Consider the following 17,252-nt stretch of genomic DNA (forward strand, 5'->3'; position numbering starts at 1 on the left):
GAGAGGAATCATTTGATGCGCGCTTTTCTATTGCTCTTTCTGTTATTTCCAGTGCTAGAGCTGTACGTCTTTTTCAAGGTCAGCACCGCTATCGGGTTTTTCCCTGCGTTGCTGCTGATCATTGCCGGCTCCATGCTGGGTGTTCTGGTGGTTCGCGTTGCAGGTCTGGCCACTGCGCTCAGAGCGCGCGAAAGCCTCAATCGCGGCGAGCTGCCTGCTCAGCAAATGCTTGAAGGTCTGATGCTGGCCCTGGGTGGCGGCCTTCTGGTGCTACCGGGCTTTATCAGCGATGCGGCCGGTCTGTTGTTGCTGTTCCCGCCGGTTCGTCGTTTCCTGGTCAACCGTCTGCGCAAGCGTGCAGAAGAACAAGCCATTCGCCAGCGTGCGTTTGCCGATGACTTCGAGGCTGCAGCTCGCCCTCGATCCCAGCAGCCTTTGGGGCGTGAGCCGAATGTGATCGAAGGCGAGTTCGAGCACCGCGACAAATAAGGCTTTGGCGTTATCAACACGGCACCTTGGGTGCCGTGTTTGTTTTTCGGTCAGGCACAAGGTTAAAAATTTCATGGGCGTGCCCTTGTAATAAGTGGATGCGCCCTTATGTAACGGACACCGCAGGGTTTTACTGGCAACAGCACATCCCTTCAGCGAATAGCACCCGGCATTTCCGGATTTGCAAACCCCGCCGGTATTGACACCGGCCGATGAACACCACAATTAGGAGAGATCGACAATGAAGCTTCGTCCTCTGCATGACCGCGTCGTAATCCGTCGCAGCGAAGAAGAAAAGAAAACCGCTGGCGGTATCGTTCTGCCGGGTTCTGCTGCCGAAAAAGCCAACAGCGGTGAAATCCTCGCTGTCGGTACTGGCCGCGTTCTGGACAACGGTGAAGTACGTGCGCTGGCCGTGAAAGTGGGTGACAAGGTTGTGTTCGGCCCTTACTCCGGCAGCAACACTGTGAAAGTCGACGGCGAAGACCTGCTGGTTATGGCTGAGAACGAAATTCTCGCTGTAATCGAAGGCTGATCTCCCGCTCCTTTTCCCGTTACTACAAAGTATTTAAGGAAGAACGAACATGGCTGCTAAAGAAGTTAAATTCGGCGACTCCGCCCGTAAAAAAATGCTGGCCGGTGTAAACGTCCTGGCTGACGCAGTAAAAGCGACCCTGGGCCCTAAAGGCCGTAACGTGATCATCGAGAAGAGCTTCGGCGCTCCGACCATCACCAAGGACGGCGTTTCCGTTGCCAAAGAAATCGAGCTGAAAGATCGCTTCGAAAACATGGGCGCGCAGCTGGTTAAAGACGTTGCCTCCCGTGCCAACGATGACGCTGGTGACGGTACTACCACTGCAACCGTTCTGGCTCAATCGATCGTCAACGAAGGCCTGAAAGCCGTCGCTGCCGGCATGAACCCGATGGACCTGAAGCGCGGTATCGACAAAGCGACCATCGCCATTGTCAAAGAGCTGAAATCCCTGGCCAAGCCATGCGCTGACAGCAAGGCGATCGCTCAGGTAGGTACCATCTCTGCCAACTCCGACAGCTCCATCGGCGACATCATTGCCGAAGCCATGGAAAAAGTCGGTAAAGAAGGCGTGATCACTGTTGAAGAAGGCTCGGGCCTGGAAAACGAACTGTCTGTTGTTGAAGGCATGCAGTTTGACCGTGGCTACCTGTCCCCGTACTTCGTCAACAAACCAGAAACCATGACTGCCGAGCTCGACGGTCCGCTGATCCTTCTGGTCGACAAAAAGATCTCCAACATCCGTGAACTGCTGCCAGTTCTGGAAGCTGTTGCCAAAGCCGGTCGCCCACTGCTGATCGTATCCGAAGACGTTGAAGGCGAAGCCCTGGCGACTCTGGTTGTGAACAACATGCGCGGTATCGTGAAAGTCGTTGCTGTTAAAGCACCTGGCTTTGGTGATCGTCGCAAGGCAATGCTGCAGGACATCGCTGTTCTGACTGGCGGTACCGTTATCTCCGAAGAGATCGGTCTGAGCCTGGAAAGCGCTACCCTGGAACACCTGGGTAATGCCAAGCGCGTTACCGTAACCAAAGAAAACACCACCGTTATCGACGGTGCTGGCGTTGAAGCTGACATCCAGGCTCGTGTGACTCAGATCCGTGCTCAAGTGGCTGATACCACTTCGGACTACGACCGTGAAAAACTGCAAGAGCGTCTGGCCAAGCTGTCTGGCGGCGTAGCAGTGATCAAGGTTGGCGCTGGCTCTGAAGTAGAAATGAAAGAGAAGAAAGCCCGCGTTGAAGACGCCCTGCACGCAACCCGTGCAGCCGTTGAAGAAGGCGTGGTACCTGGCGGTGGCGTGGCACTGGTTCGCGCTCTGCAGGCAATCGCTGATCTGAAAGGCGACAACGCTGATCAGAACGTTGGTATCGCACTGCTGCGTCGTGCTGTTGAAGCACCTCTGCGCCAGATCGTTGCCAACTCCGGTGACGAGCCAAGCGTAGTTGTCGACAAAGTTAAGCAGGGTTCGGGTAACTACGGTTACAACGCAGCCACTGGCGAATACGGCGACATGATTGAAATGGGTATCCTTGACCCGGCTAAAGTGACTCGTTCGGCTCTGCAAGCGGCTTCGTCGATTGCCAGCCTGATGATCACCACTGAGGCGATGATCGCTGAGATCCAGGAAGACAAACCAGCTGGCGGCATGCCAGACATGGGCGGCATGGGTGGTATGGGCGGCATGATGTAAGCCAGCCTTACCCCGTTACGCAAAAGCCCCGCCTGAGTCATCAGGCGGGGCTTTTTTGTGGCTGGTCGTTATCTGGCAGGTATTGAGAAAAGTACACGTCTGATACTGTGCGTCGTTCGCCATCGCGAGCAAGCCCGCTCCCACGACAGATCCTGTCAGCATCCAGTCTTGGGTTTACCCCCAAACCAGTGGGAGCTGGCTTGCCTGCGATGGTATCAGCCGCAGGTTGACTGACACTGCGCGTCGCCTCAAGCCCGCTCCCGCAAAAGCGATGGTTTACCGCTGGGAAAGCTGCTCCGGGATTCCCTGCGTTGGCTTCCAGCCCAACAATTGCTGTTTATAGCCGTGGCTGGCGCCCTGATAGTAGGCAATCGCCCGTTCAATCAACGGATCGGTCGCCGGTACGCGGGACTCAACACTGGTGGTCAACGCTTCGTCGTGGCGACGCAGGCCCTGACGCGGGCTGAGAATGGCCAGGTCTTTACCGTCAAACAAACCCAGGTGCTGGTAGTTGCCCACTACCACCCGTGGTGGCAACGGATTGTCCTGGAGCAGGTTGCGACCGAAGAAAGTCGACTGGTAGTCCAGGTTCAGCAAGCCGAGCAAGGTTGGGGCAAGATCGATCTGGCTGGCCAGTTGCGCGTTTTCCCGCGCTTCGATCAGTTTGGGCGCATAGATAAACAGCGGGATCTGATAGTTGGTGATCGGCAAGTCTTCCTTGCCCGCACTGCCTGCCGTGTGATCGGCCACGAACACAAAGATCGTGTTATCGAACCAGGGCTTTTTGCGCGCTGCGTCCAGGAATTGGCCGATGGCGTAGTCGGTGTACTTCACTGCGCCGTCGCGACCATTACCCGACTTGATGTCGATCCGGCCTTCCGGGTAGGTGTAGGGGCGATGGTTCGAGGTGGTCATCAGTTGCAGCAAAAAGGGTTTTTGTTGCGCATAGTCTGCATCGGCCAGCTTCAGGGTTTCGCGGTACAGGTCTTCATCGGCCATGCCCCACGCGTTCTTGAAGTGGATATCGGCTTCATTCACGCTGCTTTGGTCAACCACGCGGTAACCGTTGCCACTGAAAAAGGCGTTCATGTTGTCAAAGTAACCGCGTCCGCCATAGACGAACACGCTGTCGTAACCCACACCTTTAAGCTGCTGGCCCAGGCTGGCAAAACCGCTTTCACGGCCGATGCGCTTGACGATGGAGCGCCCCGGCGTCGGCGGAATGGCCAGGGTGATGGCTTCCAGGCCGCGGTCGGTGCGGGTGCCGGTGGCATAGAAGTTATTGAAGTACAGGCTTTCCTTGCGCAGTTGATCCAGATTTGGCGTCAGGTTGCGACCATCGCCGTTGCTGCCCAGGTATTTGGCGCTGAAGCTTTCGATCGTCACCAACACAATGTTGGGCTGACGCGCAGTGCCCGGATTGTCGATATTGCGACGGATATCCAGCGGGTCCTGGCCAACAAACGTAGCGTTGGGCTCCGTCAACTCTTTGCGCAATTGTTGGGCCACCACGTCGGTCGGCAAGCTGGCATAAAACTGCTGGTAATCCAGCTCGTTGTTACGGAACGCGGCGAAGAACTGATACGGGCCATTGCTTGCCAGTTCATGCTGATAGGCATTGCCACCCTGACCCCGTGGGCCGTCCTGATCGAGCAGTTGCAGGCTCAGGCCAGCTACCAGCAACAGACTGGCGAAGGCAGCGATGCGAGAGCCAAAGGTTGGCAGCGGAGCATTCATGGCCGCGTTGAACGGTTTGCGCAGAACAAGGCTCAACACAATGGCAGTCAGGGCAATGGCACTGAGCAGTATGCCAATGGGGTAGGACTCCAGTACGTTGTTCAGCACTTCATCGGAATAGACCAGATAGTCCACGGCGATAAAGTTGAAGCGCACGCCGAACTCATCCCAAAACAGCCACTCGGCGACGGCCGTGAACAGTATGGCAAACAGACTGACGGTCAGCAGGCCTTGCAGAAACCACTGATGGCCTCGACGACGCCACAGGCCGGGCGGGCATAACAGCAGGTACAGGCCCAGAGGCAGGGCGGCATAGGCCAGAAAGCCGAGGTCATAAAGCAAGCCAATGCCAAACACCGGAAGCCAGTTGTTACCAGCCTCTCCCAGGTGGGTGACCAGCAGAACGCCTCGGGTAATTAGAAAAGTCGCCAGCCAGCAGCCAGTCAACAGAAGGAGGTAGCGCATTGGCGCAGTGTGCAGCAGACGCATTGTTGTTTTTCCTTAAACGCGAGGGTGCGGGAGTGTGCGGGCGCCACTGTATTGAGTTTGTGAACCGATAGTAAAAAAAATGTCATTTTTGCAGATGCGACAACTAAATTGTCTGTGCGCCCTGCGGTGCTGGCCCTGCGCGGTTCTTGGCCTTAAGCTGCGCGGGCCAAGACGGCCGTAACTGTGAACGGAGAGAATACCCATGCGAATTCTATTGGTTGAAGACAACCGCGATATCCTCGCCAACCTGGCGGACTATCTGGGGCTCAAGGGCTATACCGTTGACTGCGCCCAGGATGGTTTGTCAGGTTTGCACCTGGCGGCCACTGAGCACTACGACCTGATTGTGCTCGACATCATGTTGCCGGGTATCGACGGCTATACCCTGTGCAAGCGCCTGCGTGAAGACGCTCGTCGCGATACGCCGGTGATCATGCTGACTGCCCGCGACCAATTGGACGACCGCCTGCAAGGCTTCAAGTCCGGTGCCGATGACTACCTGCTCAAGCCGTTTGCCCTGTCCGAACTGGCGGCGCGGATCGAGGCGGTATTGCGTCGCGCCCAAGGCGGAGGTCGACGGGAGTTGCAGGTCGCGGAGCTGCGTTACGACCTCGATACCCTCGAAGTGACCCGTGAAGGGCGTTTGCTCAAGCTCAACCCGGTGGGTCTCAAACTGCTAGCGGTATTGATGCAAAAAAGCCCTCACGTGCTGCGCCGCGAAGTTCTGGAAGAGGCCCTTTGGGGCGACGACTGCCCAGACAGCGACAGCCTGCGCAGCCATGTGCATCAATTGCGCCAGGTGATCGACAAGCCTTTCGACAAGCCTCTGTTGCAAACCGTGCATGGTGTTGGCTACCGCCTCGCCGAGCTTCGCGATGGAGTTTAAGCAAAGCCTTTCCCAGCGGATCATCATTGCCTTTGCCTTGATGAGCGCCCTGGTGGCAGGGACATTTGCGGTGGGCATTATCGCCACCGTGCATCTGGTTGAAGAAAAACTCATATCGGCCGGTCTGGGCGGTGATTTGCAGCGCCTGTTGCTGATGGACAACGGCGCAGAGTGGAACCACAGGCCTAAACCGAGTCAGCTGTTTTATTTCAGTGGCGGGCGTGGCGATTTTGCTTTGCCCAAGGACCTGCGCCATCTGGACCCGGGATTCCATGAGGTATTTCGCGATCAGCTGTCGTATCACGCGATGGTTGAAGTGGTCGATGGCCGGCGTTATGTCCTGCTGCAAGACCAGAGCGATTTTGAAGAGCGTGAGCGCGTGCTGTTTGCTGTGGTGGTGGTCGGTTTTGTCCTGGCCCTGGCATTGGCCGTCTTCCTGGGCTGGACGCTTGCACGTCGCGTAATGGCGCCGGTGGTGCGTCTGGCGCGTCAGGTTCGCCATCGAGATCAACTGCTGGGGCTGGCCCCGCCTTTGGCCCCGGACTATGCCGCTGATGAAGTGGGCGAGCTGGCCGTGGCGTTCGACGCTACCCTGGGTCGCCTGCGCGACACCCTGACCCGCGAACGTCTGTTTACCAGTGACGTAAGCCACGAATTGCGCACCCCGCTGATGGTACTGGCCAGCTCCTGCGAACTTCTGCTGGAAAGCCCGTCGCTGGATCAGCGCAGTCGCTCACAGGTCGAGCGCATATCCCGTGCGTGCGAAGAAATGCGTGAACTGGTGCAGACCTTCCTGATGTTGGCCCGCGCGCAACATGAAGATGCCAGCATGTCGCCCACGGTCACGCTCACCACCGTGGCCGAAGGCCTGATCAGCCTGTGGCGAGAGCCCATCGAGGCCAAAGGCCTTGAATTGATTTACGAACCCGGCAATCCGCTGGATACGCGCTATAACGCGACCTTCCTGCACGCGGTGATGGGCAACTTGCTGCGCAATGCGTTGCACTACACCGATAAGGGCTTTATCCGGTTGACCCTGGAGCCCAGCGGGTTTGTGGTGGAAGACAGCGGCGTTGGTATCCCGGAAGAAAAACGCCAGGCCATGTTTCAACCCTTTGTGCGCGGTAGTGAAAAACGTGGCGAAGGGCTGGGTCTGGGGTTGTCGCTGGTGCAGCGAATCTGCGATAGCCAGGGCTGGCGCGTGACCCTCACCACAATGGAGCCAAACGGCTGCCGTTTTCGCGTCGAGCTCGGCCCGCCCGACGCCTGAAGTCCTTCCCGCGGCCTGCGTTCTGCAGGCCGCTTTACGTCATGGTTGATTCGTATATGGCCCCGCGCCAGTATTTGCGCGATGTAAAACCCTGCAACATTTGTGTGGGACGCATAGACGGAATTTTCACCTGATGATGACCTGACGCTTACGTTCTCCTGAATAAGGTAGCGCCTATATGCTTCAGGAGCACCGTCATGAATCCCATCATCAAACTCAAGTTCTCAGAAAAGTATGACCAGCAGCACGCGGCCGAATACCTGATCAAGCACCAGGATGGTCTGGCTCGCCGTCTCTCGCACAAGCGCGATGAGCAACTGGCCCGCCGCGCTCTTCACCTGGCCGGTGAACCTCGGGTTGTCCTGGATTTGCCCTGTGGCGCCGGGCGTTTCTGGCCGTTGCTGGCGCAAATGCCTAACCGGGAAATCATTGGCGCCGACAACTCGGCCTCCATGCTGGAGGTCGCGGCACTGGCGCAACCGGCCGAGGTGGTGAAACGGGTACGGCGCTTGCAGACGTCTGCATTTGAAATAGATATGCCGGACAACTCCGTTGACAGTATTTTTTGCATGCGTCTGCTGCACCATATTGGTGATGCAAGTCACCGGATGGCTCTACTGCGCGAGCTTCATCGTGTCAGCCGGGACAGTTTGATCATTTCGCTCTGGGTGGACGGCAATTTCAAGGCCTGGAAACGCAAGCGTCTTGAGCGTGAGCGCGCTGTGGAACAAGGGCAGGAGGGTTACCAAAACCGCTTCGTGTTACCAGCTGTTACAGTGGAGTCTGAGTTTAAAAAGGCTGGTTTCGTCATTCAGGATCATTTGGACTTTATTCCGCTTTACGCGATGTGGCGGGTTTACGTACTAAGAAAGAGATAATTCATGACCGTTGATTTTGTACAGCAATCCCCCTCTGCGACTGAAGACCGATTTGAGTTTTACTGGAATCAAAAAGGCGAATGGGTTGAAGAGCCCAACCAGCGTCGCGGTGGCGAGAGTGGTGTACAACGCATTCACGATGCCAACGAGCGTTTGCTCTATGTAAAACGTCAAGTAGGGCACACCTACCGCAGCTGGCGCTATCCGTTGGGTCGCCCGACGGTATTGCGTGAACGCGATGCGTTACTGGCCATGAACCGGCTATCGGTTGGCGTGCCAGAGCTGGTGTACTGCGGGGCCCGGCAAGGGGCAGACAAGCAGTGGCGAGCATTGCTCGTAACCGTCGCTCTGGACGGCTTTGTTGAAATCGACAACTGGTATGCCGCTGGCGAGCGTGAGCGTTGGGGGGAGGCGGTACATGATCGTGTACTTGAGGCCATTGGCCAGACCCTTGCGCGCATGCATCTGGGCCGCTGGCAACATGGCTGCCTGTACGCCAAGCATGTGTTTGTGCGAGTGACAGGGCAGGGTGAAAACCCACAGGTAGAGGTGGCTTTGCTGGACCTTGAAAAAAGCCGGCAACGACTGACTGCTCATAAAGCAGCCTCCCACGACCTTAAGCAGCTTCGCCGCCATTCGTCGTGGAACGCCACGGAGTGGGACAGACTGATCTACTTTTATAAGACGGTGTTTGGCAGCGCCATCAAAGGTTTACGGTGATGAAGCGAGAAATAGCACGAAGTTTGTTTCTGCTGGGAGCTCTGGTCATTGCTGGCGTGGCAGTGGCCGCATGGGAACAGCCAGTGACCCAAGTGTTAAGTGGGCCCCCGACAGGGGCTCACTGCCCGCTGCCGCGGGTAGTGAAAGTGGCAGTAGCGACAAAGCCCGATCACGATCTGCTGCTGTTCATGTTTGGAATGAGCCAAGGGATGAAGAAGTAACGGCAAAACCCCTGTAGCCGCTGCCTCGTTCCTTCGGCAGCGGCTACACAGATTTTTGTCATCTGCTACATCACATGCAGATGGTTGTCCCACAGCCCGGACGGTAGATCCAATGGCTTGGCGCTCAGATCGCTCTGACGGCAATCATAGAATCGGCAACGGCCCTGGCCGGACGTCACCACAAATCCATCCTGTACCGCACCCACCCCCGCACAGTCCGGCAATGGCGCATCCAGACGCAAGGTACCGCTGTCCAGATCCCACACGAAAAATCGATTGCCCCGCGGAGCGGTCAGCGCAACCAGCCGCAATTCACTGTGGACCGCGACACTGGCCGTGTAATGGCCCATGGCACGCAGTTGCTGCTCGGCCACCGGAAAGGGCTCAAATGGCTGGCCAGGACGCTTGATGGCCAACAATTCGGAAAGCTCATGGGCGTCGCCCATGAATTGCTGGCAGGCGACGATTGTGCCGTCACTGGCGATGCCCAAATGGCGCACGCTGTTCATCTGCTGGCTCAGGGTTTCCTTGCTGAGCAAGGTGCCGTCGCGTTGCATCAGCACCAGGCTGGGCTCCATCGCATTCAGGTTCATCTCGACCCGGCTTTCGGCTTCGGTGCGAATGCCGCCGTTGGCCACCACCAGCGTTTCACCGTCAGGCATCCAGGACACTTGATGCGGACCCACGCCGTGGGTAGGGATTTCGCCACTGTGGACCAGACGTGCGCCCTCAAAGCGATAGACCCCCAGCAAGCCACGGCCCGGGTCAGAGGTGTCGTTTTCGGTGGTGTAGAGCCACTCGCCATCTTTGTGGATGACTGCGTGGCCATAGAAGTGGCGGTTGGGCAGGGAGGTCAGTGTTTGCAGCAACTGCCCGTCTGCGAGGTTGATCAGGTAGCTTTCGGTGCCGGGGCGCCGTGCTACAAACAACGCAATGGGCAGTGTCGGGTGGTTGATGATGTCATGGCAGCGCTGGCCTACCTGCGTGCTAAAGACCTGAGTGCCATCCAGGCGATAACCGACAGCAAAGTGATTGCCGTCCACATCGTCGCGGGCACTCAAGAGCAAGGGACTACGGTCTTTTTGCTTGAACAGGGACCAACCGCCCAGCGTGATCGCGCTGAGCAGTAAACCGCCGAGCTTGAGAGCTTGCCTGCGCATCATCGAACCCTCCTTCATCAATCGCCGTCGTTGGCGTTAAAGCCCAACTGGATGCCCAGCGCTTTGGCCAGCTCGCCTTCGTGCAGGCGATGAACCACGTTCAGGCTGTCATAGATAGCGTTCAGTTGAGCGCGCCCGGCGTCGTCTGCCAGCAGCTCATTGAGTGTGCGCTGGTTGTCATTGAACAGCTTGAGCGAGGTTGCATAGGCCGCATCGATCTTGTCAGCCAACGGTTTTTGCTCGGCAGGCAACAGGCTGCGCAACCCTTTGTTGTCGACACCCGCCCACACGCTCTGAGCGGCAGAAAGGCTGGCGGCCAGGCTTTTGAGCGATGACTCGCTGCGCCATGCATCAGCCTGGAATGGCTGCGGAATGCCCTTGCTCTGACGGCCCATTGGGGTGCCGAGTTTTTTCTTCAGGGTATCGAGGGCCGTGACCTGTACACGCAGCACATCTGCAATGGCTTCGTGGGAGTCGGCATAACGCTGGTTAGGGAACTTGCTCATTTGCGCGAGCATGCCATCGGTGCTGTTCCAGCTGGCGAGGATTTCTTCGGCCAGTTGCTTCTGACGTTCGCCAATGGCGGTCAGCAGCGGGCAGTAGCGCGCTTTTTGCGAATCGTCAGCGAGGTTGATATTGCTGTCGAACAGAATGTATTCGTAAGCCGACAGGCCTTGCACCACAACGCTGGATTTGGCCAGGGCTGCTGCATCGATCTGTGGCTGGGCAATCACCAGTTGCTCAACCTGACGGCCGACCAGATTCTTTTTGTCTGGCCAGAACTGTACCTGCCACGAACGATTGCCTTCGGCCAATGGCCCGATCAGCAAAGGCTGCAGCTCGGCCCAGGCTTTTTGCGCATGCAGAAAGTCGGCTCTGGCAGTCTCCAGGTTTTCCTTGCCTTGGCAGTAAGCCAGTGCGCTGACGGCCAGTTGGCGGTCGGCTTCAACCCAGCGGCTGTACGTCGGCAAGATCACTTGCTTGGCGATGGCTGCCGAGGTGACGGCCTGAGGGTCTTGTGGTGAGCATGCGGCCAGGGCGATAGCGGCAAGGCTGGTGAACAACAGCTTGGGTCGAAACATGTCGGGGTCCCCGATCTTGTAAAGCGTTAAAGAGAGTTCAGGAACGCCAGCAACGCAGCGCGCTGCTCGGCATTAAAGCGTAAAACCTGCTGCTTGGCCGGTTCGGCTTCGCCGCCATGCCAGAGCACGGCTTCCATCAGATTGCGAGCACGTCCATCGTGCAAAAACTGAGTATGACCACTCACTGCCTGGGTCAAACCAATGCCCCACAACGGTGGCGTGCGCCAGTCGCGGCCGGTGGCGGCGAACTCGGTGCGGTTGTCGGCAAGGCCGGGGCCCATGTCGTGCAGCAGCAAGTCGCTGTACGGGCGAATGACCTGATTGGCCAGTTCGGGCTCGGCAGCGTTGGCGGATGTAGTGAACACAGGGGTGTGGCATGAGGCGCAGCCCGCCTGGAAGAACAGGTTTTTACCGGCCAGCACCTGGGGCGCGCCGACATCACGGCGGGCAGGTACGGCCAGGTTACGGGTGTAGAACTCCACCAGGCGCAGGATGTTGTCGCTGACCTCGGGTTCGCCATCAGGGCCGTTCCCGTTGGGCGCTTCGAGACAGGCGGTTTGAGCCTTGGTGCAATCATCGAAGGGTCTCAAGGAGGTCGTGAGCCCCATATCACCAGAAAAGGCGTGAACATTTTGTTGATTGAGGTTCGGTTGGCCCGCTTTCCAGCCAAATCGACCCAGAACCGTCTTTTGCTGCGCGTCATCCCAGACCCAGTTGGGGCGCCCGGCGATGCCGTCACGGTTTTTGTCCTGTTCATCGGCATTGGCCAGGATCGCCTCGTTCGGGATGGCTTCGAGCAGCCCCAGGCCTATCATCGGCGGCGCGATGCGAGCCGAAAAGCGTGTGTCGGGGTGCATTGGGCCATAACCCAGCTGGGTGATCTGCAGCGTGGGTTTGCGCAATTCGACTTCAGTGCCGTCCTTGAAGCGCACGGTAACGGGTTCGTAGTCGACCCGTACCTTGCCCTCGGGAGCTACGCCGGGTACGGACATGTCCTGCAACTGACCGCCATAGACCGGCTCGGGGACGATACCGGCCTGCTCGATGAGCGTGGCGTAAGCGGGATCGTTGGGGATCGATAACCGAACCAGCATCGACACTGAGTTCTTTGCGCCGGGCGCTGGCGGGTGGCCGCGGCCATCCTTGATGTGGCAGTTTTGACAGCCATTGGTATTGAACAGCGGGCCCAGGCCATCACGTGCGGTGGTGGTGGACGGTGCTATGACCCAAGGGCTGCGAAAGAAACTGTTGCCGACGCTGAAATCCAGACGCCGGGTGGGCGAAAGGTTGGCCGAGGGCATGGAAAACGCATTGTGATCGGTTTTACGCACCGTAGCAGCCCCGCCGGAGCGGGCTTCGCCGGGCTCGGGTTTGGTAAAGCGCGGGGCATCATCACAACCGCCAAGGCCAAAGGCCAGTAGCAGCAGGGACAGGCGAAGAGGCAACGAAGGCATCAAACGTCCAGATCAGTGAGCTAAATCGAGGGCGCAAAGTTTATCAGGGAAGGTGAATTGAAATAAGAGGGATTAGCGTTTGGATTGATATGTGGCAAGCAAGCTCATGGGAATGGGCTTGCTTGCGATGGCAGCCAGTGCGGTCTGGAGGTTAAATCCTGCATGGCATGGTAATACAATAGGTATTTCCCACGGAGTAATCAGAGATGAACGATATGAGGTGTTTTCTTTGAATACTATGCTCTCCAAAAAAACGGAGCAAATATGAAAATACTTATAGTCGTGTTTATAGCGGGTGCGATTTCTGGCTGTGCAAACGGCCAGTTATTACCTAAAGCATACAGTCCGGAACTTGCTTATAAGTGCCAGACAGATCCGTATGGTAATTATTGTCTGCACCCGCCATCGGTAATTAAGAATTAATGATTCCGCAAAGGGTAGGCCAAGATTGGGGGCTGGTGAGTTAAAACTCCCATAGGGTGAAGGGCACTCCGTCCGGTAGGATATTGATCACTTTGAATGTTCTTTTCTCATGCGATCGGGTGTATGTCCAGGCAGTGTCCTGTATAGGTTTGCTGTGAACCTGATTGCTATCGGTCGACCAGGCAACAGCTTTATTCTCTTGAGTTAACAAGTTTCCATCTAGTAGTAGTGTCAATCTAAAACGCTTTTTCGGATATGAGATGTTGTCCGGTGGGCATCATTTTATTTGGCGGCAGCAAGGGCGTGTCGCTGGCTTGGAATGGAGTGTAATTAATAGCTATGTTTTTGGCTTTGATTTAGTCAAGTTTAAGGGCGGTGATGGCTATGTATTTATTATTTACAGAGGCGTTAGCAGTTTGACTGCGAATGCGTTATGTCTGTTTTGCAAAAGCACTTCTGTATAAGGGCGAAACCCACAAAAAAGGCGACCCGAAGGTCGCCTCATTGTTCACTCACTCAAACCCTGCAGATCAAAACTCGTGATCGGCGTTGTCCGGGTTCAGGTCGCTGATGCCCAGCTTGCCAGCGGCTTGCTCGATGGCACCGGTTTGCTTGACCAGGGCAGCAATGGCATCACGAACCACCTGGTTGCCCGCTGCGTTATCCGCTGCGATCAACTGGTCGTAGTGCTCGCCCTTGTTGGCGCGGTCAACCATGACCTGGATCTTGGCTTCTGTGTCGGCCAGATCGGACTTCAGTGTCGCGTCTGCAGCCGGGTCAATCACGACCACCAACGACGACAGGCTTGGGCCGGTCATTTTAGTGCCGTCAGCGCGCAGGTACTCGCCCAGGTACACGTTACGAATGCCCTTGGCATCGTAGAAGTGCGAGTTGTGGGTGTTGTCGCTGAAGCAGTCCTGCTCGTCTTCAGGGGAGTTGGCTTCCAGTGACACTTTCATACGCTCGCCGGCCAGTTCGCCCAGCGACAGGCTGCCCATGCCGAACAGCATTTTGCGCAGACCGTTTTGTACCGGCTCGGCTTCAAGCGTGGCGCGGTAGTTGTCGGCAACGTTGGGTGCCCAGTTGCCGACCATTTCGTCGAGGTCGTTAACCAGCAGTTGGGTCACGGCTTTCAAGTAAGCGCGACGGCGTTCGTTGTGGCCGCCAGTGGCGCCTTCGCCTTCCAGGTAGTCGGAAGCAGGGCGGTTGCCTGCACCCGGGCCTGTGCCGTTGAGGTCCTGGCCCCACAGCAGGAATTCGATTGCGTGATAACCGGTAGCCACGTTGGCTTCGGAACCACCCAGCTCGTTCAGGCTGGCCAGGGTTTCCGGAGTGATTTCGGTGACGTCGACCTTGTCTTCGCCGATCTGAATCTGGGTGTTGGCGATGATGTTGGCGTTGGCACCCGGGTTGCCCAGTGCGCCTGCATAGTTGGCGTCAACGTAATCGATCAGGCCTTCGTCCAGCGGCCAGGCGTTAACTTGGCCTTCCCAGTCATCAATGATGGTGTTGCCGAAGCGAAACACTTCGCTCTGCAGGTAAGGCACACGGGCTTCAACCCATGCAGCGCGAGCGGCTTTCAGAGTGTCGTCGTTGGGCTTGGCCAGGAACGCATCGATAGCGGTTTGCAGTTTTTTGGCAGTGCTTTCAGCATCGCTGTATACGGCGTGAACCATGTCGGCGTAATGCGCAACGACGGCCTTGGCGGCAGCTTCGTCGACTTTGGCTGCGCTGATGTCAGCGGCTGGCGTCGCGGTGCTGGTGGCGGCTGCTGGCGTAGGGGCTGCGGCGGTTTTTTCCTTGTCCTTGTCGCCACAACCGGCGAGTGAGATAGCAATGGCCAGCAGACTGGCGGTTGCCAGAGGCATACGAATCATGGCGAAAATCCTGCTTCGAGAGGTGGGACAAGCGTGCGGCTGCACGCGAAACTGCCACATAATGCGAAAGATATGCATTTTGTGTAAAGAGATACTGTTGGAAATATTTCTTATTTACCGCAGGCCGCACCGGGTCTTTGCCGATTTTTGAAATATGGTTTTACATATTGGCGGCCTTGTCACGTTTGGCCTGCTTCAGATAAGCGACCAACTCCCGCGAGCCAAGGGGTTTGCTGTACAAATAGCCCTGGCCTTCATGGCAGCCTTCGCCGATGACGTAGGCTTCCTGATCAATGGTTTCAACCCCTTCGGCAATCACCTGCATGCCAAGGCTTTTACCCAGCTGGATGATGGCGCGCACGATAGTGGCATCGTCGCCGTCGTCGATCAGGTCCTGAACAAAGCTTTTATCGATCTTGATTTTGTCCAGCGGCAGGCTTTTGAGGTAACTCAATGACGAATAGCCTGTGCCAAAATCATCAATCGCAATCAACGCGCCGGAGCGGCGAAGGCTCAGCAGGTGTTGGGCGGCAGTGCTGATATCTTTCATCAGGCTGGTTTCGGTGACCTCCAGTTCCAGGCTGCGCGGCGGCAAGCGGTGGCGCTGCAGGAGGTTGTTGACCACTCGCGGCAGTTCGACGTGGTGCAACTGCACCGTGGACAGATTGACCGCCATGCGCAGTTCGCTGAAGCCTTGATCATGCCATTCGCGCAGTTGGCGGCAGGCTTCGTCCATTGCCCATTCACCGATGGCAATGATGCTGCCGTTTTTCTCGGCCAGCGGGATAAACAGATCGGGAGGAACCAAGCCGTGTAGCGGGTGCCGCCAGCGCAACAGGGCTTCGACACCGACCACCCGGTGGTCGCTGTAACGAATTTGTGGCTGGTAGACCAGGGAGAGCTGGTTGCACTGCAGGGCTTCACGAAGGTCTTTTTCCAGCTCGCGCATACGCCGCATCTCGCGGTCCACGCTGGCAATATAAAACTGATAGCGGTTGCGCGAGTAACTCTTGGCCAGCGTCATGGTTTGCTCGGCTTTTTGCAGCAACTTTTCAGTGGTGTCGCCATCTTCGGGAAACAGCGTGATACCGATAGTGGCGCGCAAGCGGATGTTTTGCTGGTCAAGACAGAAGGGTGATTCAAGGTCATCCAGAATACTCTGGGCCAGTTCGGCAGCTTCGTAGGGCTGTTCGATATGGGCCTGAATCAGCGCAAACTGATCGCCACCCAGGCGTCCCAGAGCGCCCAGGCTTCCACTGTGGGCGCGCAAGCGATCGGCCAGAGCCTGCAGCAGTTGATCTCCCGCTTGATAGCCGAACTGCTCGTTGATGCCTTTGAAGTCGTCCAGCCCCACGCAAAGCACAGCGACGCGGCGTTGCAAACGGCCAGCATCGGTCAGGATCTTGCCTAATTGCCCCTGCAACTGCTGGCGATTGGGCAGGCCGGTCAGAAAGTCATACTGGGCCATGCGCAGCAAGGAACTTTCAGCTTCGTGACGCAAACGGTTGTTGCGTTCAATGGATGCGAGCAACTGGTTGGAAGTGTTGACCCAAACACCCAGTTCATTGTGCTCGTGACCTTTGAGCAGGGGGATCACGTGCTCGCTGGGGCGGTCCGGATTAATACTGGTCAGGTGGCCGATGACTTTGGAAAGCGGCTTGGTCAGCAGCCACTGATACACCGAATACAGCACCAGCCCCATCAGCAGGGCACGCAACAGTCCGGAGAGCAGCATGACCGCTGAATCGGCCAGTAACCCTTCGCCGTAACTGGCGGTGTCGAGCGTGATGCTCAGGTCGCCGTAGTACTCGCTGTAAGGCCCCTTGCCTACTAGAGGAATACTGAACGTGTGCTCCTGACCCAGAATCATGTCGGTCACCCAGCGGCTGGATGAGTGTTGCAGCGCCCGTGATTTTTCGGCGAGGGCCGTCTCATTGGGATGGCCGATGGACGCGTTGCGCACGGCTCCATCCTGGAACATGCCTTCGATGACCTGCATGGCCATGTCGCGGTCCAGGCTATACAGCGCTTGAGTCGACGGGTCGCGAAACATGTCCAGGATACGTCCGGCATCTACCGTGACGGCTTGTCGAACCCGGTAGGCGTCAAAGACAATTTGCGCGCAGCTCAATACTCCACCTACGACCACTGCTGACAGCAGTGCGATGCGGAGCAACTTCAGTGACAAGCTGTTCTTGAATTGCAGCTTCAAAGCACTATTCCCTGTTCCTTGCCGGTATTGCCTGTGGCCTTGTAGGTTGACGATTCACGACAGGTGCGAAAGCAATAAATCCACAACGCTCACAATCGCTACTGTGTCGGTATTTTCACTTCGAACTTG

The 17,252-nt window shown here is 57.1% G+C and carries 14 protein-coding genes; 8 read left to right on the forward strand and 6 right to left on the reverse strand.

The annotated features are described in order from the left end of the window. Positions 1-15: 15 nt before the first annotated feature. The 3 genes from VSQ83_RS05190 to groL all read left to right on the forward strand — a co-directional run bounded on the left by VSQ83_RS05190 (position 16) and on the right by groL (position 2,714). Positions 16-489, forward strand: coding sequence for an FxsA family protein (locus VSQ83_RS05190; protein ID WP_019827818.1), 474 nt, complete (start codon positions 16-18; stop codon positions 487-489). A gap of 241 nt (positions 490-730) precedes the next feature. Beyond that, entirely contained in the window at positions 731-1,024 is a 294-nt protein-coding gene (locus VSQ83_RS05195; protein WP_019827816.1) for a co-chaperone GroES, read from the forward strand. 49 nt (positions 1,025-1,073) lie between these two features. Next, positions 1,074-2,714, forward strand: coding sequence for a chaperonin GroEL (gene groL / locus VSQ83_RS05200; protein ID WP_095038382.1), 1,641 nt, complete (start codon positions 1,074-1,076; stop codon positions 2,712-2,714). 276 nt (positions 2,715-2,990) lie between these two features. Here groL and VSQ83_RS05205 read toward each other — a convergent pair whose 3' ends face one another. Next, positions 2,991-4,940, reverse strand: a complete 1,950-nt coding sequence (locus VSQ83_RS05205) for an LTA synthase family protein (protein WP_326398359.1) — start codon at positions 4,938-4,940, stop codon at positions 2,991-2,993. Positions 4,941-5,142: 202 nt separating this feature from the next. Here VSQ83_RS05205 and colR point away from each other — a divergent pair, with 202 nt between their 5' ends. From colR to VSQ83_RS05230, 5 genes are all read left to right on the forward strand, one after another. Continuing rightward, on the forward strand, positions 5,143-5,826 hold the full coding sequence (gene colR, locus VSQ83_RS05210; protein WP_019827811.1) for a two-component system response regulator ColR: 684 nt from the start codon (positions 5,143-5,145) through the stop codon (positions 5,824-5,826). Continuing rightward, entirely contained in the window at positions 5,816-7,096 is a 1,281-nt protein-coding gene (locus VSQ83_RS05215) for a sensor histidine kinase (RefSeq protein WP_133075799.1), read from the forward strand. Before colR ends, VSQ83_RS05215 begins: the two co-directional genes overlap by 11 nt. A 197-nt stretch (positions 7,097-7,293) precedes the next feature. Next, positions 7,294-7,974, forward strand: a complete 681-nt coding sequence (locus VSQ83_RS05220; RefSeq protein ID WP_133075798.1) for a class I SAM-dependent methyltransferase — start codon at positions 7,294-7,296, stop codon at positions 7,972-7,974. 3 nt (positions 7,975-7,977) lie between these two features. Next, entirely contained in the window at positions 7,978-8,694 is a 717-nt protein-coding gene (locus tag VSQ83_RS05225) for a lipopolysaccharide kinase InaA family protein (protein WP_133075797.1), read from the forward strand. Continuing rightward, complete coding sequence (locus tag VSQ83_RS05230) at positions 8,694-8,915, forward strand: hypothetical protein (RefSeq protein ID WP_133075796.1); 222 nt, start codon at positions 8,694-8,696, stop codon at positions 8,913-8,915. The genes VSQ83_RS05225 and VSQ83_RS05230 overlap by 1 nt, the downstream gene beginning before the upstream one ends. A 65-nt stretch (positions 8,916-8,980) precedes the next feature. On the opposite strand, the gene VSQ83_RS05235 is transcribed toward VSQ83_RS05230, so the two are convergent. From VSQ83_RS05235 to VSQ83_RS05255, 5 genes are all read right to left on the reverse strand, one after another. Then, positions 8,981-10,078, reverse strand: a complete 1,098-nt coding sequence (locus tag VSQ83_RS05235) for a DUF1513 domain-containing protein (RefSeq protein ID WP_326425581.1) — start codon at positions 10,076-10,078, stop codon at positions 8,981-8,983. Positions 10,079-10,092: 14 nt separating this feature from the next. Next, entirely contained in the window at positions 10,093-11,157 is a 1,065-nt protein-coding gene (locus VSQ83_RS05240) for an imelysin family protein (RefSeq protein WP_133075794.1), read from the reverse strand. 26 nt (positions 11,158-11,183) lie between these two features. Continuing rightward, a complete protein-coding gene (locus VSQ83_RS05245) occupies positions 11,184-12,611 on the reverse strand; it encodes a di-heme oxidoreductase family protein (RefSeq protein ID WP_133075793.1) in 1,428 nt (475 codons plus the stop codon). Between the two features lie 953 nt (positions 12,612-13,564). Further along, the gene (locus tag VSQ83_RS05250) at positions 13,565-14,911 is read right to left on the reverse strand and encodes an imelysin family protein (RefSeq protein WP_133075792.1); all 1,347 of its coding nucleotides are present in this window, start codon (positions 14,909-14,911) and stop codon (positions 13,565-13,567) included. Positions 14,912-15,071: 160 nt separating this feature from the next. Then, entirely contained in the window at positions 15,072-17,123 is a 2,052-nt protein-coding gene (locus VSQ83_RS05255; RefSeq protein WP_133075791.1) for a putative bifunctional diguanylate cyclase/phosphodiesterase, read from the reverse strand. Positions 17,124-17,252 lie beyond the last annotated feature (129 nt).

The sequence above is a fragment of the Pseudomonas sp. DSV-1 genome (assembly GCF_035830915.1).
GTDB lineage: Bacteria > Pseudomonadota > Gammaproteobacteria > Pseudomonadales > Pseudomonadaceae > Aquipseudomonas.

What these genes read in the sequence shown, in the direction of transcription:
- VSQ83_RS05235 (WP_326425581.1), bottom strand. Translation starts at nt 10,078, where the DNA reads ATGATGCGCAGGCAAGCTCTCAAGCTCGGCGGTTTACTGCTCAGCGCG.
- VSQ83_RS05250 (WP_133075792.1), bottom strand. Translation starts at nt 14,911, where the DNA reads ATGATTCGTATGCCTCTGGCAACCGCCAGTCTGCTGGCCATTGCTATC.
- VSQ83_RS05195 (WP_019827816.1), top strand. Translation starts at nt 731, where the DNA reads ATGAAGCTTCGTCCTCTGCATGACCGCGTCGTAATCCGTCGCAGCGAA.
- VSQ83_RS05215 (WP_133075799.1), top strand. Translation starts at nt 5,816, where the DNA reads ATGGAGTTTAAGCAAAGCCTTTCCCAGCGGATCATCATTGCCTTTGCC.
- groL (WP_095038382.1), top strand. Translation starts at nt 1,074, where the DNA reads ATGGCTGCTAAAGAAGTTAAATTCGGCGACTCCGCCCGTAAAAAAATG.
- VSQ83_RS05190 (WP_019827818.1), top strand. Translation starts at nt 16, where the DNA reads ATGCGCGCTTTTCTATTGCTCTTTCTGTTATTTCCAGTGCTAGAGCTG.
- VSQ83_RS05230 (WP_133075796.1), top strand. Translation starts at nt 8,694, where the DNA reads ATGAAGCGAGAAATAGCACGAAGTTTGTTTCTGCTGGGAGCTCTGGTC.
- VSQ83_RS05240 (WP_133075794.1), bottom strand. Translation starts at nt 11,157, where the DNA reads ATGTTTCGACCCAAGCTGTTGTTCACCAGCCTTGCCGCTATCGCCCTG.
- VSQ83_RS05225 (WP_133075797.1), top strand. Translation starts at nt 7,978, where the DNA reads ATGACCGTTGATTTTGTACAGCAATCCCCCTCTGCGACTGAAGACCGA.
- VSQ83_RS05220 (WP_133075798.1), top strand. Translation starts at nt 7,294, where the DNA reads ATGAATCCCATCATCAAACTCAAGTTCTCAGAAAAGTATGACCAGCAG.
- colR (WP_019827811.1), top strand. Translation starts at nt 5,143, where the DNA reads ATGCGAATTCTATTGGTTGAAGACAACCGCGATATCCTCGCCAACCTG.
- VSQ83_RS05245 (WP_133075793.1), bottom strand. Translation starts at nt 12,611, where the DNA reads ATGCCTTCGTTGCCTCTTCGCCTGTCCCTGCTGCTACTGGCCTTTGGC.
- VSQ83_RS05205 (WP_326398359.1), bottom strand. Translation starts at nt 4,940, where the DNA reads ATGCGTCTGCTGCACACTGCGCCAATGCGCTACCTCCTTCTGTTGACT.